This is a genomic window from Rhizobium sp. SG741 (assembly GCF_012275435.1).
GTDB lineage: Bacteria > Pseudomonadota > Alphaproteobacteria > Rhizobiales > Rhizobiaceae > Rhizobium > Rhizobium lusitanum.
Map to the genome: position 1 here is coordinate 67,285 of NZ_JAAZQP010000007.1, position 25,188 is coordinate 92,472.

At 61.2% G+C, this 25,188-nt stretch carries 22 protein-coding genes; 15 read left to right on the plus strand and 7 right to left on the minus strand.

Features of this window, described 5'->3' with window-relative positions:
• Positions 1-5 precede the first annotated feature (5 nt).
• Positions 6-1,859 carry a tetratricopeptide repeat protein gene (locus tag FHT29_RS18765; RefSeq protein WP_168600009.1) on the minus strand — a complete coding sequence of 618 codons (1,854 nt, stop codon included), beginning with the start codon at positions 1,857-1,859 and terminating at the stop codon, positions 6-8.
• A 123-nt stretch (positions 1,860-1,982) separates the two neighbouring features.
• Positions 1,983-2,999 (minus strand): polyprenyl synthetase family protein, encoded by a 1,017-nt coding sequence (locus FHT29_RS18770; RefSeq protein WP_037198518.1) that lies wholly within the window; start codon positions 2,997-2,999, stop codon positions 1,983-1,985.
• 108 nt (positions 3,000-3,107) lie between these two features.
• Between FHT29_RS18770 and FHT29_RS18775 the strand changes: the two genes are divergently transcribed.
• The 11 genes from FHT29_RS18775 to FHT29_RS18825 all read left to right on the plus strand — a co-directional run bounded on the left by FHT29_RS18775 (position 3,108) and on the right by FHT29_RS18825 (position 13,712).
• The gene (locus tag FHT29_RS18775; protein WP_037198519.1) at positions 3,108-3,338 is read left to right on the plus strand and encodes a DUF2007 domain-containing protein; all 231 of its coding nucleotides are present in this window, start codon (positions 3,108-3,110) and stop codon (positions 3,336-3,338) included.
• A gap of 8 nt (positions 3,339-3,346) precedes the next feature.
• A complete protein-coding gene (locus tag FHT29_RS18780; RefSeq protein ID WP_047640412.1) occupies positions 3,347-4,123 on the plus strand; it encodes a methyltransferase in 777 nt (258 codons plus the stop codon).
• Positions 4,124-4,228: 105 nt separating this feature from the next.
• On the plus strand, positions 4,229-5,089 hold the full coding sequence (locus tag FHT29_RS18785) for a S49 family peptidase (protein WP_168600010.1): 861 nt from the start codon (positions 4,229-4,231) through the stop codon (positions 5,087-5,089).
• Positions 5,090-5,105: 16 nt separating this feature from the next.
• Positions 5,106-5,297: a membrane protein gene (locus FHT29_RS18790; RefSeq protein ID WP_034508388.1), complete on the plus strand. Its 192-nt coding sequence runs from the start codon at positions 5,106-5,108 to the stop codon at positions 5,295-5,297.
• A 124-nt stretch (positions 5,298-5,421) separates the two neighbouring features.
• A complete protein-coding gene (locus tag FHT29_RS18795) occupies positions 5,422-6,381 on the plus strand; it encodes a glycine--tRNA ligase subunit alpha (RefSeq protein WP_037198523.1) in 960 nt (319 codons plus the stop codon).
• Positions 6,382-6,531: 150 nt separating this feature from the next.
• Complete coding sequence (locus FHT29_RS18800) at positions 6,532-7,083, plus strand: LemA family protein (protein WP_168600011.1); 552 nt, start codon at positions 6,532-6,534, stop codon at positions 7,081-7,083.
• An 87-nt stretch (positions 7,084-7,170) separates the two neighbouring features.
• Positions 7,171-8,427, plus strand: a complete 1,257-nt coding sequence (locus FHT29_RS18805) for a 3-phosphoshikimate 1-carboxyvinyltransferase (RefSeq protein WP_047640436.1) — start codon at positions 7,171-7,173, stop codon at positions 8,425-8,427.
• A gap of 90 nt (positions 8,428-8,517) precedes the next feature.
• Complete coding sequence (locus tag FHT29_RS18810) at positions 8,518-10,464, plus strand: DUF2207 domain-containing protein (RefSeq protein ID WP_168600012.1); 1,947 nt, start codon at positions 8,518-8,520, stop codon at positions 10,462-10,464.
• Positions 10,465-10,635: 171 nt separating this feature from the next.
• Positions 10,636-11,091, plus strand: a complete 456-nt coding sequence (locus FHT29_RS18815; RefSeq protein WP_168600013.1) for a DUF559 domain-containing protein — start codon at positions 10,636-10,638, stop codon at positions 11,089-11,091.
• Position 11,092: 1 nt separating this feature from the next.
• The gene (glyS, locus tag FHT29_RS18820; protein WP_047560887.1) at positions 11,093-13,207 is read left to right on the plus strand and encodes a glycine--tRNA ligase subunit beta; all 2,115 of its coding nucleotides are present in this window, start codon (positions 11,093-11,095) and stop codon (positions 13,205-13,207) included.
• Positions 13,208-13,220: 13 nt separating this feature from the next.
• Positions 13,221-13,712, plus strand: a complete 492-nt coding sequence (locus FHT29_RS18825; protein WP_047560889.1) for a DUF523 domain-containing protein — start codon at positions 13,221-13,223, stop codon at positions 13,710-13,712.
• Positions 13,713-13,785: 73 nt separating this feature from the next.
• Here the strand turns inward: FHT29_RS18825 and FHT29_RS18830 are convergent, their stop codons facing one another.
• The 3 genes from FHT29_RS18830 to purD form a co-directional block, all read right to left on the minus strand.
• Positions 13,786-15,603, minus strand: a complete 1,818-nt coding sequence (locus FHT29_RS18830; protein ID WP_037198532.1) for a methyl-accepting chemotaxis protein — start codon at positions 15,601-15,603, stop codon at positions 13,786-13,788.
• Positions 15,604-15,988: 385 nt separating this feature from the next.
• Positions 15,989-16,417, minus strand: coding sequence for a plant virulence effector HPE1-like domain-containing protein (locus tag FHT29_RS18835; protein ID WP_047560891.1), 429 nt, complete (start codon positions 16,415-16,417; stop codon positions 15,989-15,991).
• 111 nt (positions 16,418-16,528) lie between these two features.
• Positions 16,529-17,797, minus strand: coding sequence for a phosphoribosylamine--glycine ligase (gene purD, locus FHT29_RS18840; RefSeq protein ID WP_047560893.1), 1,269 nt, complete (start codon positions 17,795-17,797; stop codon positions 16,529-16,531).
• 248 nt (positions 17,798-18,045) lie between these two features.
• Here purD and FHT29_RS18845 point away from each other — a divergent pair, with 248 nt between their 5' ends.
• Complete coding sequence (locus FHT29_RS18845; protein WP_047560896.1) at positions 18,046-20,355, plus strand: Tex family protein; 2,310 nt, start codon at positions 18,046-18,048, stop codon at positions 20,353-20,355.
• Between the two features lie 145 nt (positions 20,356-20,500).
• Positions 20,501-21,760, plus strand: a complete 1,260-nt coding sequence (locus tag FHT29_RS18850) for a cyclopropane-fatty-acyl-phospholipid synthase family protein (protein ID WP_037198537.1) — start codon at positions 20,501-20,503, stop codon at positions 21,758-21,760.
• 96 nt (positions 21,761-21,856) lie between these two features.
• Here the strand turns inward: FHT29_RS18850 and FHT29_RS18855 are convergent, their stop codons facing one another.
• The gene (locus FHT29_RS18855; protein WP_052212587.1) at positions 21,857-22,288 is read right to left on the minus strand and encodes a hypothetical protein; all 432 of its coding nucleotides are present in this window, start codon (positions 22,286-22,288) and stop codon (positions 21,857-21,859) included.
• A 271-nt stretch (positions 22,289-22,559) separates the two neighbouring features.
• Between FHT29_RS18855 and FHT29_RS18860 the strand changes: the two genes are divergently transcribed.
• The gene (locus FHT29_RS18860; RefSeq protein ID WP_047560899.1) at positions 22,560-23,369 is read left to right on the plus strand and encodes a MipA/OmpV family protein; all 810 of its coding nucleotides are present in this window, start codon (positions 22,560-22,562) and stop codon (positions 23,367-23,369) included.
• Positions 23,370-23,433: 64 nt separating this feature from the next.
• Complete coding sequence (gene ubiA, locus FHT29_RS18865; RefSeq protein WP_037198540.1) at positions 23,434-24,396, plus strand: 4-hydroxybenzoate octaprenyltransferase; 963 nt, start codon at positions 23,434-23,436, stop codon at positions 24,394-24,396.
• Between the two features lie 120 nt (positions 24,397-24,516).
• On the opposite strand, the gene FHT29_RS18870 is transcribed toward ubiA, so the two are convergent.
• Positions 24,517-25,083: a DUF6101 family protein gene (locus FHT29_RS18870; protein ID WP_037198541.1), complete on the minus strand. Its 567-nt coding sequence runs from the start codon at positions 25,081-25,083 to the stop codon at positions 24,517-24,519.
• Positions 25,084-25,188 lie beyond the last annotated feature (105 nt).

Consider the following 25,188-nt stretch of genomic DNA (forward strand, 5'->3'; position numbering starts at 1 on the left):
AAGTCTTAGGACTTCTTATCGACCGGAGCCGGCGCGTTCGAATCGGGAGCGGGCGCCGGTGCCGGATCGGGCTGCTTGGTCTTGTCGACCGTCTTCGGATCGGTGTCGAGCGCAGGCAAGCCCTTGTCGACCTTCTCCTTGATCTTCGGAATATCGGCTTCTTCCGGCTTCGAGGCCAACGCCCGATTCCACTGGTAGACGGCTTCGAGCTTGCGGTTTACGCGCCAATAGGCATCGCCCAGGTGATCATTGATGGTGGGATCGCCGGCCTTGAGCTGTGCGGCGCGTTCCAGCTCGTTCACTGCATCGTCGAAGCGGTTGAGGCGGAAATAGGCCCAGCCGAGCGAATCGACGATGTAGCCGTCGTCCGGCTTGAGGTCGACGGCCTTCCGGATCATGTCCAGACCCTGGTCGAGGTTCATGTTCATGTCGACCCAGGAATAGCCGAGATAGTTCAGCACCTGCGGCTGATCCGGGTTGAGTTCCAGAGCCTTCTTGAAGTTCGGCTCGGCATCGGCCCACTTCTTCAGCCGCTCATAGGCGATGCCGCGCTGGAAGAACACGGCCCAGTCGCTGCGCTTCGGCACGGGGCCGATGATCTGCACGGCCTTGTCGTAGTTATCGGCCATGGCCTGGAAGTCCTTGGCATCGGAAAGGACGCTGCCATAGGCCAGATAGCTGCGGACGTCGTTGGGGTCGGAATCGATCAGCGCCTTCAGATGCTTGCGGGCATCGTCAACCTTGCCGGCCTGCGCCAGAGCAAGGCCGAGTTGCAGCTCGGAGATGCGGGCCATCGGCGAATTGTCCGGCACCTTCCTGTAGAAAGCGATGGCGCGATCGGTCTGCTCCTGCTTTTCCGCAAGCCCGCCGAGAAGAACCAGCGTATCGGCGGCCTTCGAATCGAGCGAGTTGGCGATCTGCAGATAAAGCGAAACGACATCTTCGGCGCCGTCCCGGTTGAGCGCGGCACCGATGGTGAACAGCACGGCCGCCGCGCCCTGCGTCGCGTCAGTTACCTGCTGCTCTGGCGTATCACCCTTGCTGATGCTGTCGCGAAGCGCATTGAGCGGCGCGTAATTGCTGACGAGGTTGTCGCCGACCGAAATTGCATCGAGAGCCTTCTGCTTGTCGCCGGCCTTGGCCTCGAGGCGTGCCAGTGCCATGACGGAGCGCATGAAGGTGTCGGGTGCCGTTGCGCCACCCGTCTTGTCGAGGACGGCGTCGTTGAGATGCGAGCGTGCCGATTTCAAATCGCCTATCGTCAGGGCGATGGCGCCGGCATGATAGTTCTTGAAGATGTTGAACCAATCGGGGCCCTTCATCTTGTCGATCATCGCGATCGCTTCCTTGCCGCGGCCGGAGCCAGCCCGGGCCCAGGCGGAGAGCAGGTTGGTCATCATCCGGTCGAGATCGTTCGGGCCGTTATACTTCAGGATATCCTGAGCGCTTCTGTATTCATGGCGGCGGATGGCATCCATGCCGCGCACGATCGTCGTGACGCGCTCGACGGAGGGATCGTTCTTCAGCTCGTTGGCGTATTTCACGCCTTCTTCAAGATTGCCGTTGAGCAGCAGCGAAATCATCAACCGCTGACGGATTTCCGGATTGCCCGGCTCGATCATCAGCGCCTTTTTGTAGAGCGCGATGGCGGTGTCGTAGTCGTGGTCGACATCGGCTGTGCGGGCGGCCAGGAAAGCCCCGGCAAAAGTATCGACATTTTCCGGATCGAAGGCGACCGGGGTGTTGATCTCCGGCGCTGCCGGCTTGTCCTCAGCACGCGCGCCATTCAGCACGGACACGGAAAGGATCGCCGCCAAGGCTACGCCCGAGAGGAAACGGATGGCAAGTCTCTGCCGCATTAGAAAGCCTTTCATCAAGGGATGGCCAGCGAAGTCGCCGGCGGCATAAAGCATTCGTGTCAACTGATTCACAACAGGATGGCTTTTTTGAAGCGGCCCTGCAAGAAATTCGGTCCGCCGCTATCAATTAACGCGTTCGATGCAGAAATCGATCACTTCCAGAAGTGCGGATTTCCAGGGCGTTTCCGGCAAAGGCGCCAGGGCGTCGCGGGCGATGGTGCCATAATGAATGGCACGGGCGATTGTGTCGGCAAGTGCGCCATATTTCGTGATCAGGCCCAGGGCCTTCTCAAGGTTCTCGTCGCTGTTGTTGCCCGTTTCGATGGCGTCGCGCCAGAAGGCACGTTCCTTTTCGGTGCCGCGGCGATAGGCCAGGATCACCGGAAGCGTGATCTTGCCTTCACGGAAATCGTCGCCGACATTCTTGCCGAGATCAGCGGCTTTGCCGCCGTAATCGAGCGCGTCGTCGACGAGCTGGAAGGCGAGGCCGAGATTGGTGCCGTAGGATTTCAGCGCATTGCGCTCAGCCTTGCCGGCATTGGCGACAATCGGACCGACTTCGGCGGCGGCGGCGAAAAGCGCCGCGGTCTTGGCGCGGATGACCGAGAGATAATCGTCCTCGGTCGTTTCCATGTTCTTGGAGACGGAGAGCTGCAGCACTTCGCCTTCGGCGATGACGCAGGCAGCCGAGGAGAGCACGTCGAGCGCCTCGAGCGAGCCGACTTCGACCATCATCCGGAAAGCCTGGCCGAGCAGAAAGTCACCGACAAGGACGCTCGCCTGGTTGCCCCAGATCATGCGGGCGGTGGACTTGCCGCGGCGCAGGTCGCTTTCATCGACCACGTCGTCGTGCAGCAATGTCGCCGTATGCAGGAACTCGACGGATGTGGCGAGTTTGATGTGATTGTCGCCCTGGTAGTTATAGAGCGCCGCCGAGGCGATGGTCAGCATCGGCCGCAAGCGCTTGCCGCCAGACGAGATGAGATGCTCCGCAACCTCGGGAATCATCTGTACATCGGAACCGGCTTTCGACAGGATGAGCTGATTGACGCGTTCCATGTCCGCCTTGGTCAGATCCACCAAAGGCTTGATGGATGCCAGTTTATTCTTGCTTTCTTCCAGCGGTATCACGACGCCCAACGATCCGGACTCCTGTTCATTTTCTGCAAAGCACCATAAGAAGGGGCGAAAGAGGCGGCAAGAGGCGAATTGTCTCGTCGCGTAAATTTGACAGGAAACTCAAGGCTTATGCACGAACTCATCCGCACGAATGATCCGGTCCTCCTCTCTTTTGCGGAGAGCCTGATGAAAGATGCCGGGATTCATTGCTTCGTCGCGGATCAAGCCATGAGCATTCTCGAAGGCTCGCTCGGCATGCTGCCGCGGCGCTTTCTGGTGGATGAGGAGCGCGCCGATCAGGCACGGCGTATCCTCGTCGACGCCGGCCTCGGCGACGAGTTGCGTCCGGCGCGTGCCTGAGGTGCGCTATGACCGATAGCCCCTCGGAAACCATCGACGCCTTCCATCGCGGGGCGTTTCATGTGGTCCAGCCGAAGGGCAGGGGACATCGTTCCGGTATGGATGCTATGCTGCTGGCAGCTCTCGTCGCCGACGAACGCCCCATCAGGGTGGCCGATCTCGGCGCCGGCGCGGGTGCGGCCGGCATGGCGGTGGCGTCGCGGCTCGATCGGGCTGATGTCGTGCTGTTCGAACGCTCGCCCGACATGGCCGAATTCGCCCGCAAGAGCCTGTTGCTGTCAGAAAATGCCCATTTCGCCGGCCGTGTCTCGGTCCTCGAGGCCGATGTGACGCTGACCGGCAAGGACCGCAATGAGGCGGGGCTGATCGACGACAGCTTCCATCACGTCATCATGAACCCACCTTTCAACGACGCCAGCGACCGGCTGACGCCCGATGCGCTGAAGGCGGAAGCGCATGCCATGACTGAGGGGCTGTTCGAGCGGTGGATACGCACGGCGGGCGCGATCATGATCCCCGGCGGCCAGCTGTCGCTCATTGCTCGGCCGCAATCGATCGGCGAGATCATCGGCGCCTGCGGCCGCCGCTTCGGCGGCATCGAGATCACGCCGATCCATCCGCGCGAGGGCGAAAACGCGGTGCGCATCCTGGTGACGGCGATCAAGGGATCGAGGGCGAGGCTGGTGCTGCGCGCGCCGCTGATCATGCACGGCGAAGGGACGCACAAATTCTCCGATTTCGTCGACGATATGAACAACGGTCGTGCCGCCTATCCGCGCAAATAACGCGTTGCCGGCGTGAATCGGCGCATGAAATGCGATCGGCGATGTTGCGTTTGCCGTTTCCATGCATACATCACGGGCAGCAAACATCATGATTCAAGGTGACGAATGGTTGGGTTTTTCAGGCGCATGCTTCCGAAGCGGTTTCGCAAGGAAAGGGTGGTCATACCTGTCGTTCGGTTGAGCGGTGTCATCTCCTCCGGCGGCGGTCCGCTGCGGCAATCGCTGAATCTGGCTGGCGTCGCGCAGGCATTGGAAAAGGCCTTCGATATGAAGGACGCGCCGGCCGTCGCCATTGCGGTGAACTCGCCGGGTGGATCGCCAGTGCAATCGCGGATGATCTATAATCGCATCCGCGATCTGGCTCTTGAGAAGAAAAAGAAGGTTCTGGTCTTCGTCGAGGATGTGGCGGCTTCCGGCGGCTATATGATCGCGCTCGCCGGTGACGAGATCATCGCCGACGCCACCTCCATCGTCGGCTCGATCGGCGTCGTCTCCGGCGGTTTCGGCTTTCCGGAGCTGTTGAAGAAGATCGGCATCGAGCGCCGCGTCTATACCGCCGGCGAGAACAAGGTGATCCTCGATCCGTTCCAGCCGGAAAAGGAAAAGGACATCGACTATCTGAAGAGCCTCCAGCTCGAGATCCACAAGGTCTTCATCGACATGGTGCGTGAGCGGCGGGCGGGAAAGCTTGATACGGACGATACTGTGTTTTCCGGCCTCTTCTGGACGGGAGGCCGCGGCCTTGAACTCGGCCTTATCGACGGTCTCGGCGACATGCGTCAGGAGTTGCGGAAGCGTTTCGGCGATAAGGTCAAGCTCGCGCTGATCACCACGCCACGCAGCCTTTTCGGCCGTCGCGCCCCCGGCGTTTCTCTGTCTGGTATCGACGGTCTCGGTGCCGGCCTTGCTTCCGGGCTTGCGGAAGTGGCAGAGGAAAAGGCATTGTGGAGCCGGTACGGATTGTAATCGGGAGCGCTGGGTGATGCCCCAGATCATCTTCTTCGTCGCCGCCGTCGGCGGCCTGTGGTTTTTGTATCGGCGCTTCGTCCGCGACGCCCAGAGGCTTGCCGAGAAGTCCCGTCGCGCCGAAACGGAGCGGCGTACCGGTGCAATCGGGACCCTGGTCAAGGATCCGAAGACGGGGGAATACCGCGTCAAGCGGGAGGATGAGTAGCATTCGCGGACACCGCGGCGCGCGCAACGGCAAGGCGACAGTTTGCCCGTCAAAGTCTTGACCCTTTCGCCCGGTCGTGGCACCTGTCCGCCAAACCATTCGCTAGCGGAAGAAATCAATTCCCATGACTGCCAACGTGCCCGACCATATGAACCCGAAGCGCTCCTTTCAGGCGCTGATTCTGACGCTGCACAATTATTGGGCCGACAAGGGTTGCGCGGTTCTGCAGCCCTACGACATGGAGGTCGGCGCCGGCACGTTCCATCCGGCGACCACGCTTCGCGCGCTGGGCCCGAAGCCCTGGCGTGCAGCCTATGTTCAGCCGTCGCGCCGCCCGTCCGACGGCCGCTATGGCGAGAACCCGAACCGTCTGCAGCATTATTATCAGTATCAGGTCATCCTGAAGCCCAATCCGCCGAACCTGCAGGAGCTCTATCTCGGCTCGCTGAAAGCGATCGGCCTCGATCCGCTTCTGCATGACATCCGCTTCGTCGAGGACGACTGGGAGAGCCCGACGCTCGGCGCATGGGGTCTCGGCTGGGAGTGCTGGTGCGACGGCATGGAAGTGTCGCAGTTCACCTATTTCCAGCAGGTCTGCGGCATCGAATGCGCGCCGGTTGCCGGCGAATTGACCTACGGCCTGGAGCGCCTTGCGACGTATGTCCAAGGCGTCGACAGCGTCTACGATCTGAATTTCAACGGCCTCGAGGGCGAAGACAAGATCAGCTACGGCGATATCTTCCTGCAGGCCGAGCAGGAATATTCGCGGCATAATTTCGAATATGCCAATACCGAAATGCTGCATCGCCATTTCATCGATGCCGAGAAGGAATGCCAGGCGCTGCTGGCCGCCGGCGCGCCCGGCGACAGCGATAACCAGCGCCTGCACAAATGCGTTTTCCCGGCCTATGACCAGTGCATCAAGGCCAGCCACGTCTTCAACCTGCTCGATGCCCGTGGCGTCATCTCGGTGACCGAGCGTCAGAGCTACATCCTGCGCGTGCGCACGCTGGCCAAGGCCTGCGGCGAGGCCTTCCTGCTGACGGATGCCGGCGGCGCCAATTGGCATCAGCGGGCGGCCTGAACGGCTGGAAGTGGTAGCGCTCGCCTACTTTGCGGGCTGCGGCATTGCTCCGCGGCCCAATCTTGGGCTTATACCGCGGCGAAAGCCGGGTGACATTGCCGGCAAATCTGCCTAGTGTCCCTGCGGTTGCAGTCGCCCCGGGGAGTCGAGATGTATATTCTTCTAGCGATCATAGTGCTGGCAGCACTCTATGTCGTCTTCATCTACAACGGGCTCGTTCGCGCGCGCCAGGTCGCGGAAGAGGCATGGTCCGGCATCGACGTGCAGTTGAAGCGCCGCGCCGATCTCATCCCCAATCTGGTCGAGACGGTCAAAGGCTATGCCGGCCATGAGAACAAGACGCTCGTGGAAGTCACACAGGCCCGCAATGCGGCCCAGGCTGTGCCCGCTGGTGACGTTGCCGGCCGTGCCGCTGCCGAGGGCATTCTCAGCCAGGCGCTTGGCCGTCTGATGGCCGTTTCCGAAGCCTATCCCGATCTGAAGGCCAATACCGGCTTCGTCGAGTTGCAGCAGTCGCTGGAGACGACGGAAAACGAGATCCAGATGTCGCGCCGCTATTACAACGGCGCCGCGCGCGATCTGAACGTCAAGGTCGAGACCTTTCCCAACAATCTCATCGCCGGCCCCTTCGGCTTCGTCAAGAAGGCCTATTTCGAGATATCAAACGAAGCAGATCGCGCCGTTCCCACGGTAAAGTTCTGAGATTCCCGCTATCGGTTTTTCATGCGAGGCGGTAAAGGAAGCCGACCGACGGCTATCGGCCGCCTTCCTGACTGACCAAAGAGAATGATGATGGGTAGAGCAAAACTCACGATTATCCCGCCTGGCAAGCCGTTGACCGGCCGCGCCATGCCGCCGGGATCGAAGTCGATCACCAACCGCGCGCTGCTGCTCGCCGGCCTTGCCAAAGGCACGAGCCGGCTGACCGGCGCGCTGAAGAGCGACGATACCCGCTATATGGCCGAAGCGCTGCGCGCCATGGGCGTGACGATCGATGAGCCGGATGCCACGACCTTCATCGTGACAGGCAGCGGCAAATTGACGGCGCCGTCCGAGCCGCTTTTCCTCGGCAATGCCGGCACGGCAACACGCTTCCTGACCGCCGCCGCAGCACTGGTTGACGGCAAGGTCGTGGTGGATGGTGACGCCCACATGCGCAAGCGGCCGATCGGCCCGCTGGTCGACGCGCTGCGCTCGCTCGGCATCGATGCTTCGGCTGAAACCGGCTGCCCGCCCGTGACTATCAACGGCACCGGTCGCTTCCCGGCAAGCCGCGTGCAGATCGATGGCGGCCTTTCCAGCCAATATGTCTCGGCGCTGCTGATGATGGCTGCCGGCGGCGATCGCCCGGTCGACGTCGAGCTGCTCGGCGAGCATATCGGCGCCCTCGGCTATATCGACCTGACGGTTGCGGCCATGCGCGCTTTCGGCGCCAAGGTCGAGCGCGTGAGCCCGGTTGCGTGGCGCGTCGAGGCCACAGGCTACCGGGCCGCCGATTTCCTGATCGAGCCGGACGCCTCGGCCGCAACCTATCTCTGGGCGGCCGAAGTGCTGAGCGGCGGCAAGATCGATCTCGGCACGCCGGCAACGGAATTCTCGCAACCGGATGCGCGAGCCTATGATTTCATCTCGAAGTTCCCGCATCTTCCGGCCGTCATCGACGGCTCGCAGATGCAGGATGCCATCCCGACTCTTGCCGTTCTCGCCGCCTTCAACGAGACGCCGGTGCGCTTCGTCGGCATCGAAAACCTGCGCGTCAAGGAGTGCGATCGTATCCGCGCGCTGTCGAGCGGCCTGTCGAGCATCGTCCCGAACCTCGGTACGGAGGAGGGTGACGATCTGATCGTCGCTTCCGATCCGAGCCTTGCCGGCAAGGTTCTGCCGGCCGAGATCGACAGTTTTGCCGATCACCGTATCGCCATGAGCTTTGCACTCGCTGGCCTGAAGATCGGCGGCATCACCATTCTCGATCCCGATTGCGTTGCGAAGACTTTCCCGGCCTATTGGGATGTACTGGCATCGCTGGGTGTCGCCTACGAAGACTGACGCCTCGCTTCAAAAGGGAACCGAGCGCGGAAACTATGTTTTACGCTGGACGGCGCCCGGGAGGGCGCCGCGGTATCTCTTGGGGGTGTGATGACGCGGCTTTCCGGGCTTCTCCTGGCTTTGCTCCTGCTGCTTTGCGCAACGGCTGTAACGGCGGCAGAACTCATCACCAATTTCGACCAGGCAATCGCCCTGCATCGCGATGGTTCCATGCGGGTTATCGAGACGATCTCGGCGAATGCGGAAGGCCGTGATATCCGACGCGGCATCTTCCGGGACTTTCCGTTGACAATGACCGATGCCAACGGCCGCGAGATCGAGGTGGATTTCAAGGTCGTTTCCGTCGAGCGCGACGGGCAGCCGGAGGATTGGCGCAGCGAGCGCATCAGGGGCGGTGAGCGCATCTATATCGGCAACGCCGATCGACTCCTGAACCCAGGCCCGCACACGTTCCGCATCACCTATGATACCGACCGGCAGATCCGTTATTTCGACGATCACGAAGAGCTTTACTGGAACGTGACAGGCAATGGCTGGCTGTTCCCGATCATCAATGCCAAGGCGACTGTCACATTGCCTGACGGTGTGGAACCTCAGCAGCTTGCCTTTTTCACCGGGCCGCTCGGCGCCAACGGGAAGAATGCAAGCGCGAGCGCACAGGGCAATATCGTCACCTTTGCAACGACCCGACCCCTCGCTATGGCCGAAGGTTTGACGATCGCCGTCAAGCTTGCGAAAGGGACGATCACGCCGCCGAGCGCCAGCCAGCAATGGGGCTGGTTTTTTCGAGATCATCTGGATACCAGTATCGCCATCGGTGGTCTGATCGTGCTGTTTATCTATTACATGCGCAGTTGGGTCAGAGTGGGGCGCGATCCGCCGCCGGGCGTGATGGTTCCACGCTGGGACCCGCCTGACGGTGTTTCGCCAGCGTTGGTCAACTATATCGACAACAAGGGCTTCACCCGCTCGGGATGGACGGCACTGTCGGCGACGGCGATCGATCTTGCGGTGCGCGGCTATGTCATCCTCGACGATCTGAAGGAGAAAGTGGTCATCCGCCCGACCGGCAAGGCGGCCGGCAGCAATCTGGGCGGCGGCGAAAAGGTGCTGATGCAGGCTGTCGGGCCGTTTTCCCCGCTTGTCATCGACAAGGAAAACGGCCAGGCGGTGCAGAAGCTCGGCTCGCAGTTTCGCAGCGCCATCGAGCGCGACCATCGCGATGAATACTATAAGGCCAATGCGTTCTACATCATTCTCGGCGTTGTGCTGTCGGTCCTGATCCTGGCGTCCATCATCATCTTCGGTCGCCTGCATGAGAATGCCCTGCCGCTGATCATCGTGCCCGGTTTCCTGTCGATTTTCGTGACGATCTTCGCTAGCTCCATCGGCCGCAGGTTCCACCGTCACAGTGCCAGCCTCGGCCAGCGAATTCTGTCTGTCCTGATCTTCGCCTTCTTCGGCTTCGTCTTCGTATCCATCGCGGTCAGCGGTTTTGCGGCTGCAGTCATGCCGCTGTGGGAAGCGGGCTTGCTGCCACTGACGGCCGGCATCGTCGGCATCTTCGCCCTCAACGTCGTCTTCTATTTCCTGATGGGGGCACCGACGCCGCTCGGGCGTAAGATGATGGATGGCATCGACGGTCTTCGGCAATATCTGACGCTGGCAGAACGTGACCGGATGAACATGCAGGGCGCGCCGCAAATGTCGCCGCAGCATTTCGAGAAGCTGCTGCCCTATGCCGTCGCTCTCGGCGTCGAAAAGCCCTGGTCCAGTGCTTTCGAGACCTGGCTCGCCACCGCGGCTGGCGCGTCTGCGGCGGCGACCTATGCGCCGGTATGGTATTCCGGCAACTTCAACCCCGGCAATATCGGCGGAACCATCGGCGATTTCTCTTCGTCAATGGCCTCCACCATTGCTTCCACCATCCCCGCCCCGGTATCCAGCTCGTCCTCTGCCTTTTCGGGCGGCGGAGGCGGTGGGGGCGGCGGCTTCTCCGGTGGCGGCGGAGGCGGTGGAGGCGGTGGGGGCTGGTAGTTGTCCACCTCCCCCTTGAGGGGGGAGGTCGCCGCGCAGCGGCGGGTGGGGGTGACCGTTGTCTAGCTGCGGAGGTTGTCGCGATCACCCCACCCCGGCCTTCGGCCGACCTTCCCCCTCAAGGGGAGGGTGTACGCCGCGATTTTCGATTGTAAGAGACGTGGATCCTTGATGCCCAAAAAGCCCTCCAAGCTGGATCGTTTCAAGATCGCCAATAGCCGGCGCTTGCGCGCTGGTTCAACGGCTGCGGAAGCCAAGCTTTGGAAGCATTTGTGGCGCATTCCAATCGAAGGGACGCATTTTCGGCGGCAGGTTCCGATCAGGCGTTATTTCGCTGATTTCACCTGTCATCAGATAGGTTTGATTATCGAGCTCGACGGCAGCCAGCACGCAGACGAAGCGGCAAGACGTTATGACGCCGAACGAACGTCCTATCTCGAAAATGAGGGCTACCATGTCGTTCGCTTCTGGAATGCCGAGGTCATGGATGAGATCGAGGCTGTTCTGGATACGATATTTGCCATTGTGCAGCAGCGGCAAATTTTGCTAGCAGAGGCCGACCGTTTTCACCCCACTCCGGCACACCGTGCCGACCCTCTCTCTCAAGGGGAGGGTGAGGAACCTTGACATGCCCGATCTCCTGCTCGAACTTCGCTCCGAGGAAATTCCCGCCCGTATGCAGCGCAAGGCTGCCGGCGATCTGAAGAAGCTGGTGACCGATGCCCTGGTCGAAGCGGGTCTTTCCTATGAGGGTGCGAGGGAATATTGGACGCCGCGGCGCCTCACGCTCGACATTCGCGGCCTGACGGCGCGCTCCGCCGATGTGCGCGAGGAGCGCAAGGGTCCGCGCACCGATGCCAATGAAAAGGCGATCGAAGGCTTTTTGCGCGGAGCAGGCCTGTCTTCCATTTCAGAAGCACAGGTGCAGAGCGACCCGAAGAAGGGTGATTTCTACGTTGCGATCATTTCCAGGCCCGGTCGTGCAGCGGAAGAAATCGTCGCCGCCGTTATGCCTGATATCGTCAGAAACTTCCCATGGCCGAAATCCATGCGCTGGGGCAAGGCCTCGGCTAAGCCCGGCTCGCTGCGCTGGGTGCGCCCGCTGCAGTCGATCGTCTGCATGTTCGGCACGGAACACGAAGAGACCGCCGCCATCCCCTTCGAGATCGACGGCATCGTCGCCTCTAACGTGACCTATGGCCATCGCTTCCATGCGCCTGATGCGATCACCGTCAAGCGCTTCGACGACTATGTGGCGAGCCTGGAGAAGGCCAGCGTCATCCTCGATGCCGAGCGCCGCAAGGATATCATCCTGCATGATGCCCGCGACATCGCCTTTGCCAACGGCCTGGACCTGGTCGAGGACGAGGGCTTGCTGGAAGAAGTGTCCGGCCTGGTCGAGTGGCCCCAGGTGCTGATGGGCTCCTTCGAGGAAGACTATCTGTCGATCCCGTCTGAGATCATCCGTCTCACCATCAAGACCAACCAGAAGTGTTTCGTTACGCGCCCGCAGGCGGGCGAGACGCTGTCCAACCGCTTCATTCTCGTTTCCAACATCCAGGCGACGGATGGCGGCAAGGAAATCATCCACGGTAACGGCAAGGTCGTGCGTGCCCGCCTGTCCGACGCGCTGCATTTCTGGAAGCGCGACCAGGGCGACCTGCCGGATCTCGAAACGCTGGAAGCTTCAGCCGCCAAGTTCGGCCTCGACCTGACGAAGCCGCTCGATCAGCGCATGGCCAAGCTCGATGCGCTTGATGTCACCTTCCATGCCAAGCTGGGCAGCCAGGGCGAGCGTGTCGCCCGCATCCGCATGCTTGCAGCTGAACTCGCCAAGATCACCGGGGCCGATCCGGCTTTGGTCGATCGCGCCGTGGTCCTGGCCAAGGCTGATCTCCGCACGGAAGCCGTCGGCGAATTCCCCGAGCTTCAGGGCCTCATGGGCCGCAAATATGCGGTGCTGCAGGGCGAGGACGCCTCGGTAGCCGCCGCCATCGAGGATCACTATAAGCCGCAAGGCCCCTCTGACCGCGTCCCCGAGGACAAGGTCGCGATCACGGTCGCGCTTGCCGACAAGCTGGATACGCTCGTCGGCTTCTGGGCGATTGACGAAAAGCCGACGGGTTCGAAAGATCCCTACGCGCTGCGCCGCGCCGCTCTCGGCGTCGTCCGGATCCTGCTGGAGCGAGGCGTGCGTCTGCCACTGCTGGCAACGACCAACGATGCTGATCTGCTGGCCTTCTTCCATGATCGCCTCAAGGTCTATCTGCGCGATCTCGGCGCACGCTACGACCTGATCGACGCCGTGCTGACGCCGGAGACCGACGATCTGCTGATGATCGCCCGTCGCGTCGAGGCGTTGACGGCCTTCATTACCTCCGAGGATGGCAAGAACCTGCTCGCCGGCACCAAACGCGCCACCCAGCTTCTGGCCGCCGAAGAGAAGAAGGGCACGGTTGTCGCCGACAGCGTTTCGGAAGCCCTGCTGAAGCTCGATGCCGAAAAGGATCTCTTTGCGGCCGTTAAGGCAGCCTCGGCCGAGGCCTCCGATGCGATCGCCAAGGAAGATTTCCGTTCGGCTATGGCCGCGCTTTCCAAGCTGCGCGCGCCCGTCGATCGCTTCTTCGAAGACGTGCTCGTCAACGATGAAGACGCCGCCATCCGCGCCAACCGTCTGGCGCTGCTGCGCCTGATCCGCGAGGCAACCGGCACAGTCGCTGATTTCTCGAAGATCGCGGGATAGAACCGGGGGCGCGATGACCGGAAAGATTCTCGTCAGCGCCTGCCTCATGGGCCATGCCGTCCGCTATGACGGCCGTTCCAAGCCGCTCATCCATCCGGCGATCGATCGCTGGCGCGAGGAGGGGCGGCTGGTGACGATCTGCCCGGAAATGTCCGCCGGTATGGCTGTGCCCAGGCCGCCAGCCGAAATCGAAAACAGCGCCGCAGGCGAGGATGTGCTCGCCGGCACCGCACGCGTGATGGAGATCAGTGGCGGCGACGTAACCGAAGGGTTTCGGCAGGCCGCGGAGAACGCGCTGGCGCTCGCGCGAGAAACCGGCTGTCGGTACGCTTTATTGATCGACGGCAGCCCCTCATGTGGCTCGGGCTTTATCTATGACGGCTCCTTTTCCGGGGGGCGGCATCCGGGCCATGGCGTTACGGCTGCGCTGTTGCAGCAGGCCGGCATCGAGGTTTATTCCGATCGTGAGATAGACAGGCTGGTCGAGCGGTTGGCAGCAGACTGAAGCAGCCGATCGCAGCTTAAACGAAAACCGCCGGACGCAAGCCCGGCAGTTTCTCTTTTCTGACTTTTCCGGCTCAGGCCGCGCGACGACGATGATCCACAGCCGGATGGCCATCGTTGACACGGAAGCCACGGATGAGGGCGAGCAGGTCTTCCGTATCGCCGGCGAGCGTCTCGGCCGATGCCGTCGTCTCTTCTGCCATCGCGGCGTTCTGCTGGGTGGCGGCATCGAGCTGGTTCATTGAGGACGAGATCGAGCGCAGCGTCGTATCTTGCTCGGAGGCGCTGTGGGCGATCTTCGAGACGATCTCGTTGGCCGCCTTGATCTGGTCGGAGATGCGCTTCAGCGCTTCGCCTGCTTCGCCGACAAGGCGGACGCCCTGGTCGACCTGCCCGGAGGAACGGGCGATCTGGTCCTTGATCTCCTTGGCGGCGGCCGCGGAACGCTGGGCCAGTTCGCGTACTTCCTGGGCGACGACGGCAAAGCCCTTGCCGGATTCGCCGGCGCGGGCGGCTTCGACACCTGCGTTCAGGGCAAGCAGATTGGTCTGGAAGGCGATCTCGTCGATGACGCCGATGATCTTGCTGATCTCCGACGAGGACTTCTCGATCCCGCTCATCGCTTCGATTGCCTGGGCAACCACGGCGTCGCTACGCGATGCCTCGGTGCTGACGGCGTGAACGCGTTTGCTGGCCTCATGCGCGCCTTCCGCGGTCTGGCGGACGGCGACGGTGAGTTCGTCCAGTGCCGCCGAGGTCTCTTCCAGGCTGGCGGCCTGGCGTTCGGTGCGCTGCGACAATTCGTTGGAGGCGCGACGAATCTCTTCCTTGCTGAGGCCGATATCATTGCCTTTGGCGTTGACACGGCCCATCGCAGCCTCGAGGTGCGAGAGCGCCTCGTTGAAGTTGTTGCGAAGGCCGGCATAGCTGGCACCGAGATCGCCGCAACGCACCGTCAGATCGCCGCGGGCGAGATCCTCGAGCGCCTTGCCGATGACGGAGACGACGCGTGCCTGCTCGCGCGCTTCATCCTGCTGCTGCTGCAGGTTCTGTTCGCGCTCGTTGCTGATTTCCAGCTCCTGCGCCGCCTGGCGGTCGGCGAGTGCATGACGTTCGCGAATCTTTTCCTGCAAAGCCCTGGTCGCCTTCGCCATCAGGCCGATTTCGTTGCGCATTTCGATATGCGGGATGGCGGTCTTCACGTCCTCGTCGGCGACAGCCTTGAGGGCAGCATGGACATCGGTGAGCGGCTTCGTGATGCCGCGGATGAAATAGAAGGCAGCCCCGATGCCGACCAGGGAGACGATGCCGCAGATCATGAGCGCACGCCACATGGTGGCATTGATCTGCTCCTGCAGGTCATCCATGTAAACACCGCATCCGAGCACGATCTGCCACGGAGCGAATGCTGCCGAATAGCTGCCCTTCAGGAAGAAGTCGCCGTCGGGGTGGCCGGGCTTGTTCCAGTAATAGATGGTGCGGCCGCCGCCCTTGATGCCCTTCTCCACCATTTCCTTGCTGAAATGCGTGCCGTTCTTGTCGACCTGCGAGGACATGTCCTTGCCGATGTTGACCGGGCTCGGATGAATCCGCTGGATCACATTGTAATCGAAGCCGAAGAAATAGCCGGCCGGCGCGAAGCTGACATGCGACAGCACCTTGAATGCCTCGGCCTGGGCAGCGTCATGTGTCATCTCGCCGGATTTCTCGCGCTGGTAATATTGGTTCAGAACCGAGATGCCGGATTCGACCTGCGTGCGCAGCATATCGAAACGATCGTCATAGATGGAATCGGCCTGCGACCGGATTTGAAAATAGGTGGCTACGGCAAAGGCGGCCATGAGGACGCCGAGCAGGGCAAATAATTGATGTGCGATCTTGAGATTTTTCATAACGTCTCCCACAGGTAATTAAATACCGGTGCGGTATCCTACCGCCTGTGCGATCGCCTGAGAGATTCCCAATACGCTTGCCGCCGCTCGAAATGACATGCTGCTGTCCGGTGGACAGTAAAATCTCATTTTATGTCTAAAAAACCTTTAACTTGAGCAGTCTGGTTGTATTTGCCGGGAGTTGAAACCTGGGATATGGCGTGCGAGATAAGTAATATTTATTCAGACTCGAGAATAACTCGAGTGAAGATCAGAATTTCTCGGGATTTATTTTAGAAGTAGCAAATGCGCTCCAGGACTTAGCCTGAGCGTATTGTCCTGCCATCGCGGCTCGGCCCGCCGACCCGAAAGGTGGGCGGGCGAGGCAGGACATGAAAATTCGCAGCTATTGACGAAGCTGGAAGCCGGAGAGATCGAGCGGCGCAAGCTCGGGAGTCTGGGCGATTTTTGGCAGGGCGGCGGTCTTTGCCGCCGTATCGATGCCGTCGATGGATTCGCCGGCCGCAGCCAGGGCCTCGGGAGTCGGCTTGGTGACGAAGACGACAGGAGAGCCGCCCATCCAAGCCTCAGTGCGCACCACCTTCTTCTCGCCGTCGATGCTGCGGATGGCGATGGATTGCGTACCGGGCGTCAACGTCGGCACGACATATTCCTTTTCGACCGCCGGCGGCTTGAGGGGAGGGCACTGGACGCACGTCTTGACGACAATGCTGCTGTTGCGGTCGAGCAACTTGCCGTCGATAGGCTGGATAGACGAGGCCATGGCGGAGCTGCCGGCCAGTACGCAAGCCATGGTCAGGAAGAAGGAACGCATAACAAACAACTCCGTCTATGTTGACGAAGACATTAGCGAGCCTTTGTTTCCATACCGTCAGGAGATTAGGTAAAAATTTAGTGGACCGCACATTGAGAGAGGATGCGCCGTTTACGCCTCGCGCTCGACCGCGCGCCAACCGATGTCGCTTCGATAGAAGCCGTTTTCCCAGCGCACCTGGCCGGCAAGGGCATAGGCGCGCTTCTGCGCTTCGCTCACGGTCTTGCCGGTCGCGGTAATGTTGAGCACACGGCCGCCGGTCGCGATCAGGGCGCCATCTTTGAGGGCTGTGCCGGCATGAAACACTTTCGCCTCATCGGCGTCTGCCGGCAGCGCTGATATCGGCGTGTTCTTGGCGTAGGAGCCGGGATAGCCTTTCGAAGCCATGACCACGGTCAGCGCGGCGTCATCGCTCCATTCGGCGTTGACCTGATCCAGGGTGCCGTTGGCGCAGGCGAGAAGCAGCGGCAGAAGATCGCTCTTCAGTCGCATCATCAGCACCTGGCATTCCGGATCGCCGAAGCGGACATTGTATTCGATCAGTTCCGGCCCCTTCGCGGTGATCATCAACCCGGCAAAGAAGACGCCGGAGAAGGGATGACCGCTCTCCGCCATGCCGCGCATCGTCGGCTCGATGATGTCCTTCATCGTGCGATCGACCATGTCAGGCGTCATGACCGGGGCCGGGGAATAGGCGCCCATGCCGCCGGTGTTCGGGCCGGTGTCGCCGTCGCCGACGCGCTTATGGTCCTGGGCGGTGGCCAGCGCCAGCGCATGCTTGCCGTCGCAGAGGCAGAAGAAGCTTGCTTCCTCGCCGTCCAGATAGGCCTCGATCACCACCTCCGCCCCGGCCTCGCCGAATGCGCCCTCGAAGCAGTCGTCGATGGCTGCAAGGGCTTCGTCTATCGTCATGGCGACCGTCACGCCCTTGCCGGCGGCAAGCCCGTCGGCCTTGACGACGATCGGAGCCCCCTGCGCGCGGACATAGGCCTTGGCCTTTGGCGCGTTGTTGAAGCGCTGATAGGCGCCGGTGGGGATATCGTAGCGGGCGCAGATATCCTTGGTGAAGCCCTTGGAGCCTTCCAATTGCGCCGCGGCGGCGGAGGGGCCGAACACGGCGATGCCTTCAGCGCGGAGTTTGTCGGCAATACCGGCAACCAGCGGCGCCTCCGGGCCGACCACGACGAAGTCGATGGCTCTTTCCTTGCAGAAGGCGACGACGGCGTCATGATCGTCGATATCGAGCGCCGCCAGCGTCGCATGTTCGGCAATGCCCGGATTGCCTGGGGCCGCATAGAATTCCGTCATGAGCGGCGATTGCGCCAGCTTCCAGGCCAGTGCGTGCTCGCGTCCGCCCGATCCGATCAACAGAACTCTCATGGCTTGCCCTTTCGTTGCATCCTTTTGCGCGGTTAAGGGGGGTTGGGCCAAAGGTCAAGCATCAAATCCTGTGGAGGCATGGCGGCCAACATTGCCATGCCTTTTTATGTCGCTAAAGCGGGGTGCGGTTTTGGATGTCAGGTCGCCTTTCTCCCGCCGGATCGGGGTGATCTGCGTCGAAAACAGTTTCTTATGTTCGCGGGATCGTGCTTATGGTCCCCTCACGATTGTCCAGTCCAGAGAGTCACATGGCCGCTGATATCCGTTCCCTTGCCGCAACCATCGCCGCCGAGATCAATTCCCGCCCGGATCAGGCCAAGGCCGCCATCGAGCTCCTCGACGAAGGTGCGACCGTGCCGTTCATTGCCCGTTACCGCAAGGAAGTGACCGGCGGTCTCGACGATGGGCAACTGCGGACGCTGGCGGAACGGCTCGTCTATCTGCGCGAGCTGGAAGCCCGCCGTGCCGCGATCGTCGAGTCCATTACCGGCCAGGGCAAGATGACCGATGAGCTGATGGGCAAGATCGCCAAGGTTGCCACCAAGGCCGAGCTGGAAGACCTTTATCTGCCCTATAAGCCGAAGCGCCGTACCCGCGCCGAGATCGCCAGGGAACGCGGCCTCGCTCCGCTTGCCGACACCATACTTGCAGACCGGACAAAGGAGCCTGCGGTTCTCGCCGAAGGCTTCATTACAGCCGATGTGCCCGACGTGAAGGCGGCGCTCGAGGGCGCGCGCGACATCATCGCCGAAGGCATTACGGAAAATGCCGACCTGCTCGGCAAGCTGCGCGGGCATATGAAGACGACCGCCATCCTGAAGGCAACGGTCGTGGATGGTAAGCAGGAGGCGGGCGCCAAATTCTCCGATTATTTCTCACATCAGGAGCGCTGGGCAACCGCGCCGGGCCATCGCGCGCTTGCCATGCTGCGGGGATGGAACGAAGAGGTCCTGACGCTGACCATCGATGTCGATGTTGACGCCATCTCGCCGAACAAGCCGGTCGAGCGGATGATCGCCACGGCCTATGAGATCGGCCCGAGCCGGCCCGGCGACCGCTGGCTGATGGAAGTCGCGAGCTGGACATGGCGCGTGAAGCTTTCCATGTCGCTGTCGCTCGACCTGATGCGTGAGCTGCGCGAGCGCGCCGAGGAGGAGGCGATCCACGTCTTCGCCCGCAATCTGAAGGATCTGCTGCTCGCAGCCCCCGCCGGTTCACGCGCCACGATGGGTCTCGATCCGGGCATCCGCACCGGCGTCAAGGTGGCGGTGGTCGACGGCACGGGCAAGTTGCTGGAGACGACGACCGTCTATCCCTTCCCGCCGAAGAATGATGTGCGCGGTACGCAGGCGACCTTGGCGGCACTGGTCCGCAAGCACAAGGTCGAGCTGATTTCCATCGGCAACGGCACCGGCAGCCGTGAGACGGAGAAGCTTGTGGCCGACATGCTCGCCGATCTGCCGGCGCCGAAGCCGACCAAGGTCATCGTCTCGGAGGCCGGCGCCTCCGTCTATTCCGCCTCGGAGACTGCGGCACTTGAATTTCCCGGCCTCGACGTCTCGCTCCGCGGAGCCGTCTCCATCGCCCGCCGCTTGCAGGACCCGCTGGCCGAACTCGTCAAGATCGAGCCGAAGTCGATCGGCGTCGGCCAATACCAGCACGATGTCGATCAGCTGAAGCTGTCGCGTTCGCTGGACGCGGTCGTCGAGGACGCGGTGAATGCCGTAGGTGTCGATCTGAACACGGCTTCCGCTCCGCTGCTGGCCCGTGTCTCGGGCCTCGGCCCGTCGATCGCCGATGCGATCGTCAAGCATCGAGACGGCGAGGGGGCCTTCGAGACCCGCCGCGATCTGTTGAAGGTTGCCCGCCTCGGCCAGCGCACCTTCGAGCAATGCGCCGGCTTCCTGCGCATTCCCAACGGCAAGGAGCCGCTCGATTCCTCGTCGGTGCATCCGGAAGCCTATGGCATCGCCAAGAAGATCGTTGCCGCCTGCGGACGCGACCTTCGCAGCCTGATGGGAGATACGGCAAAGCTGAAGGCCATCGATCCCAGGCAGTTCATCGACGAGAAATTCGGTCTGCCGACCGTGCGCGACATCATTTCCGAGCTGGAAAAACCTGGCCGCGATCCGCGCCCGAGCTTCAAGACCGCGACCTTTGCCGAGGGCATCAACGAGATCGGCGACCTGAAGCCAGGAATGCTTCTCGAAGGTACGGTGACCAATGTTGCCGCCTTCGGTGCCTTCGTCGATATAGGCGTCCATCAGGACGGATTGGTGCATGTCTCGCAGCTTGCCGATCGCTTCGTGAAGGACCCGCATGAGGTGGTCAAGGCTGGCGACGTCGTGAAGGTCACGGTCGTGGAAATCGACGTGAAGCGGAAGCGAATCGCTCTCTCGATGCGCAAAGATGGCGGCACTGTGGCGCCGCCGCCGGCACGTGATTCGCGAGAGCAAGGTGGGGCACGCAACGCTGGCGGTAGGGGCGATAGTCGTCCGAAGGCGGAGCAGCAGGGCAGTTTCGGTGCCGCTCTGGCCGATGCACTCAAGCGAAAATAAGGACTTAGCGAGAGACATTGCAAGAATGTCACACTCTGGCAGTGTTGTTGCCGGAGTGCTACAGAGTGCGAAAAGGTGCGCTTGCCACAATGTTCTGAAGCGCTAGAGTCAGCCCTAATGTCATGTCATAACATTCGAGGCGTCCATGGCGTCGGCACTCTTCTCTCTTGTTACGAAACTTGTCCGTAAAGGCTCGCTGAAACTTACGCTCGCGTCCGGCGAGACGCACATGATCGGCGATGGGTCCGGCGAAATGGTCGCCATCCGCCTCGCCGACCAGCAGGCGGAGGACGCGATCGCGCGCGATCCGACCTTGAAGCTCGGCGAAATGTATATGGAAGGGCGCTTCATTCTCGAGCAGGGGGATATCTATGAATTCCTCTCTCTGGTGAAGCAGAACACCACCAACGAAATCTTCGATCTGCGCATGGCGGCCCTACTGATGGGGCGCATCGTCTGGCAGCAGCTCAAGAGCCGGTCGCCGATCAATCGCAACAAATACAATGTTGCGCATCACTACGATCTTTCGGCCAAGCTGTTCGATCTCTTCCTCGATGATGATTGGCAGTATTCCTGCGCTTATTTCGTGCCGCCTGGCATCAGCCTGGACGAAGCGCAGGTGGCCAAAAAGCGCCATATCGCCGCCAAGCTGCTGGTTGAGCCCGGCCAGCGCGTTTTGGAGATCGGCTCCGGCTGGGGCGGCATGGGCATGTATCTCGCCGAAGCCAATCCCGGCCTCGATTTTACCGGCATCACGCTCAGCGAAGAGCAGCTCAAGGTCTCCCGTGAACGCGCCGCCAAGCGCGGATTGTCCGACCGCGTCCGTTTCGAGCTGCAGGACTACCGTTACATGGCGGGCCGGAAGTTCGACCGCATCGTCTCTGTCGGCATGTTCGAACATGTCGGTATCGGCGCCTATCGCAGGTTCTTCAAGAAGGTTTCGGAACTGCTCGACGACAACGGTGTGATGGTGCTGCATTCCATTGCCCGTCCGAAGCCGAGCTTTGCCACCAATGCCTTTATCGAAAAGTATATCTTCCCGGGTGGTTATATTCCTTCGGTCGGCGAGACCTTGCCGCCGCTGGAAAAGGCCGGGCTTCTGGTCAAGGATGTCGAAATCCTGCCGATGCACTATGCGCATACGCTGCGGCACTGGCGCCAGCGCTTCGTCGCGCGAAAGGCGGAAGCCGTGGCGCTCTACGACGAGAATTTCTTCCGCATGTGGGAATTCTATCTGGCCGGCTCGGAAATGGGCTTCCGCTGGGACGAGCTCTTCATCATGCAGATCCAGATTGCCAAGAACCAGTTCGCCGTTCCCGACAACCGCAACTATATTGGCGAGCGCGAGGCGAAGCTGAGGGAGTTCGAGGCGACACGGGCGCCGCTGGAGAAGATTGTGTTCTAAACCTTCGCCATTGTTTTGAATGGTTGCGCCGGATTTTGGATTTCCAAAGTCCGGCGCTTTAGCGTTCAGTCCCGGCAGGTAGCGAGGATATGAATGCTATTTGACCACTTTGACGGTCAGATTCTCGTCGCTGACTTTACTTCCGTACAATACGGTCACCCGCAGGGTGAATTGATCGGTGCCGACGAAACCGGGATCGGACGTGTAGTATATCGTAGTACCTTCAATGGGCTTGCCGCTGCAGATATAGGCATCGCTATCCTTGTCGTATTTGACGTGAACCGTGCCATGTTCGAATGTGACTTTGCCATGGCTGGGCTGCTTGACCACCGCCGTATAGGGGTAGGAGTTGAAGGTGCAGTCCCGCTTCACCGACGAAGCCATTCCGAGCGCGGTCTTCTTGCCCGAAATGACTCTGTGCGAATATTGATCTTGCTTGGCGCCCCCGATCGGTGCGCTGACACAGCCGGAAAGCATCAAGCCGATGCTGAGAAACGCACCGAGATAAATCCAAGATTTGGTTTTCATTTTGCCTCTTGTTCAACCTTCATATGAGCAGGTCACTGCTCAAATTCTGGCGTCGCGCCATTACCTTGGATTGAGTAGCGCATACCGAAATTAAATCGCTGCGACAGATCGGCGCAAGCCGGAGACCAGCGCAGGTCTCATCGAGAATTTTGCCGTCGGTCCTGAATTCGACCGCGCGTGGTTAAGAGAGCGGTAACGCGATCCGAATAGTTTGAGGCAACTCTAGGGCCGCGTGTATGGCCCTTTGTATTGTGTATTATGGAGTTGCATTGTGTTTACGAGATCGCGTCTGCTTTTCACGTTCGGCTTGTTCGCTGCCTCAGCCGGTGCGGCTTCGGCCGGAGACGGCCAGCATTTCTGGTCGGGTAACTGGTACCTAAGCGTCGGTGCGGCCGGTTTCTCGGCGCCGAAATTCGAAGGCAGCAAGCACAACAAGCTGCAGTGGTCGCCGTTGATCTCCGTCGGCAAGCAGGGCCCGGGTCCCCGTTTCTCCTCGCGCAACGACAATCCGTCCTTTGCTCTGATCGAGAGTGACGCCTTCCGAGTCGGTATCGTCGGCAAGTTCGTGCCGAGCCGGGACAGCAGCGACGGTCGTGAGCTGAGGGGCCTGAAGAAGGTCAAGTGGGGCGTTGAGGCTGGCGGTTTTGCCGAAGCCTATCCGACCGACTGGCTGCGCGCCCGCGTCGAAGTCCGCCAGGGCATTCGCGCCCATAGCGGCCTCGTTGCCGATGCCGCCGTCGACGCCTTCACCGACATCACTCCGGAACTGCGCTTGTCCGGCGGCCCGCGCATGACGCTCGCCTCCAACGATTATTTCAACACCTATTACGGCGTCAACGCGCGGGAGGCGGCCGCCTCCGGCCTCAGCCGTTACAACCCGGGCGGCGGCGTGAAATCCGTCGGTGCCGGTGGCGCATTGACATGGAAGCCGTCCGAGAATTGGACCACCAGCACTTTCCTGGAATATACGCGTCTTACCGGCCCGGCCGGTGACAGCAGCCTCGTGCGCGAGCGTGGCGACCGCAACCAGCTGCTGATCGGCGTCTCCGCCAGCTACAAGTTCAACTTCACGATGAACTGAGAAATGAGCGGGGCTTAGGCTCCGCCGCTTGACCTTCAGCGTCGGATATCACTACTAATCGCCTATGCAAAAGACAGGCGACATCAACGGGCGCGTCGCTGACGCGCCATCCGGAAACTGGGTTTACCGCGTTTTGCCGCCGGTGCTTTGGCCCTATGCGCAGCTTGCGCGCTGGGACAGGCCGATCGGCTGGCAGCTTCTGATGTGGCCGTGCTTCTGGTCGGTGGCACTTGCCGCCAATGCCTCCATTTCCATGGGGCATGGTTCGCCGGGTTTTGTGGTGATCTATCACCTCATCCTGTATTTCGTCGGTGCGGTCGCCATGCGCGGCGCCGGCTGCGCCTATAATGATCTGGTCGATCACGGGATCGACATGAAGGTCGCGCGCACGCGCTCGCGCCCACTGCCGTCTGGCCGCGTGACACGCTTTCAGACCAAGGTCTTCATCGCGCTCCAGGCCCTGGCCGGCCTTCTGGTGCTTTTGCAGTTCAATTGGTTTGCCGTCCTTCTCGGCGTGTTGTCGCTTGCGATCGTCGCGCTCTATCCTTTCGCAAAGCGCTTCACCGACTGGCCGCAGTTCTTCCTGGGTCTTGCCTTTTCCTGGGGTGCTTTGATGGGCTGGGCCGGCCTTTTCGGCAGCCTGTCGCTTGCTCCGATCGTGCTTTACGCCGCCGCCATCCTCTGGACGATCGGCTACGACACGATTTATGCGCATCAGGACAAGGAAGACGACGAGCTGATCGGCGTCCGCTCGACCGCGCGGCTCTTCGGCGACCAGACGCGCCTCTGGCTGATCGGCCTCTACGGCGCGACAGTGCTTCTGATGCTGGTTGCCTTCGCCCTGGCCGGAGCCGGCTGGCTTTCCTATGTCGGCCTGATCGTCGCGGGCGGTATGTTCGCCTATCAGATCGCCGTGCTTGACATCAAAGATGGCGAGCAGTGCCGAGCCCTGTTCCTATCCAACAACCGGGTTGGCCTGATTGTCTTTGCCGGGCTCTTCCTGTCGTTCCTGCTTCTTGTTCCGTGAGCATGTAACCATCGAGCATGGCTGGCGATGAGCGTTTGCTGAGGCCATAAAATCTGTCAGCCGCAGGATTGCACATCCCACGGCCGATCTTTGGTAATGTCGGAACTTAATCCTGACAGCTCAGTGCCGCGCAATGATCTCGCGGCCTTCGATCTTCATCTTGATGCCGAGCTTGCCGGTCGAGCGGCGCACGAGGAAGCGCGGGCGGCGATCGGCGAAATAGGAATGACGTCGACGCGGTTGGCTGTCCAGCGCGCGGACACTGCCCAGATGCTCTTCCAACGGACGGGCAACGCCATCGGCCTCAATCATCAGCATCGGGATACGGAAGGCTTCCGACCAGGAGCGCCAATCGGCAGCGATGTCGCTGAGATCGTGGGCAACAAGGAGGGGGATGCAGAGGTCCGGATCGGAGTGATGCAGTTCAAGCGTAACGGTGACTTCGCCGTCACCATGGTCGATGGCGCGAGCGGCGACACCCATGAAAGCGCGTTTTGGCAGGGCGACGGACAGCGGCAGGCCGCTGGACGGCAGGATCTTGCGCAGCACGGCGCCGCGCTCATCGATCGTGATGGTAACGTCACCCTCGGCACCCCGCATGGCATAGCTGACCTGTTGCGGAAAGCGCGTCGGATCAAGCCGCAGTGTGGTTCCAGCCCAGTCGGGCTTCAGGACGGTATTTGTCATCGATTTTCTACCCTTGCTTTACCTGAGAGCCGGTTTTCCGGTCTTCTCTCGGAGAACTTTTGTCCTCTCGTTGCTGGGCAGATTAGGCGCGGTCCCTTCCAGACA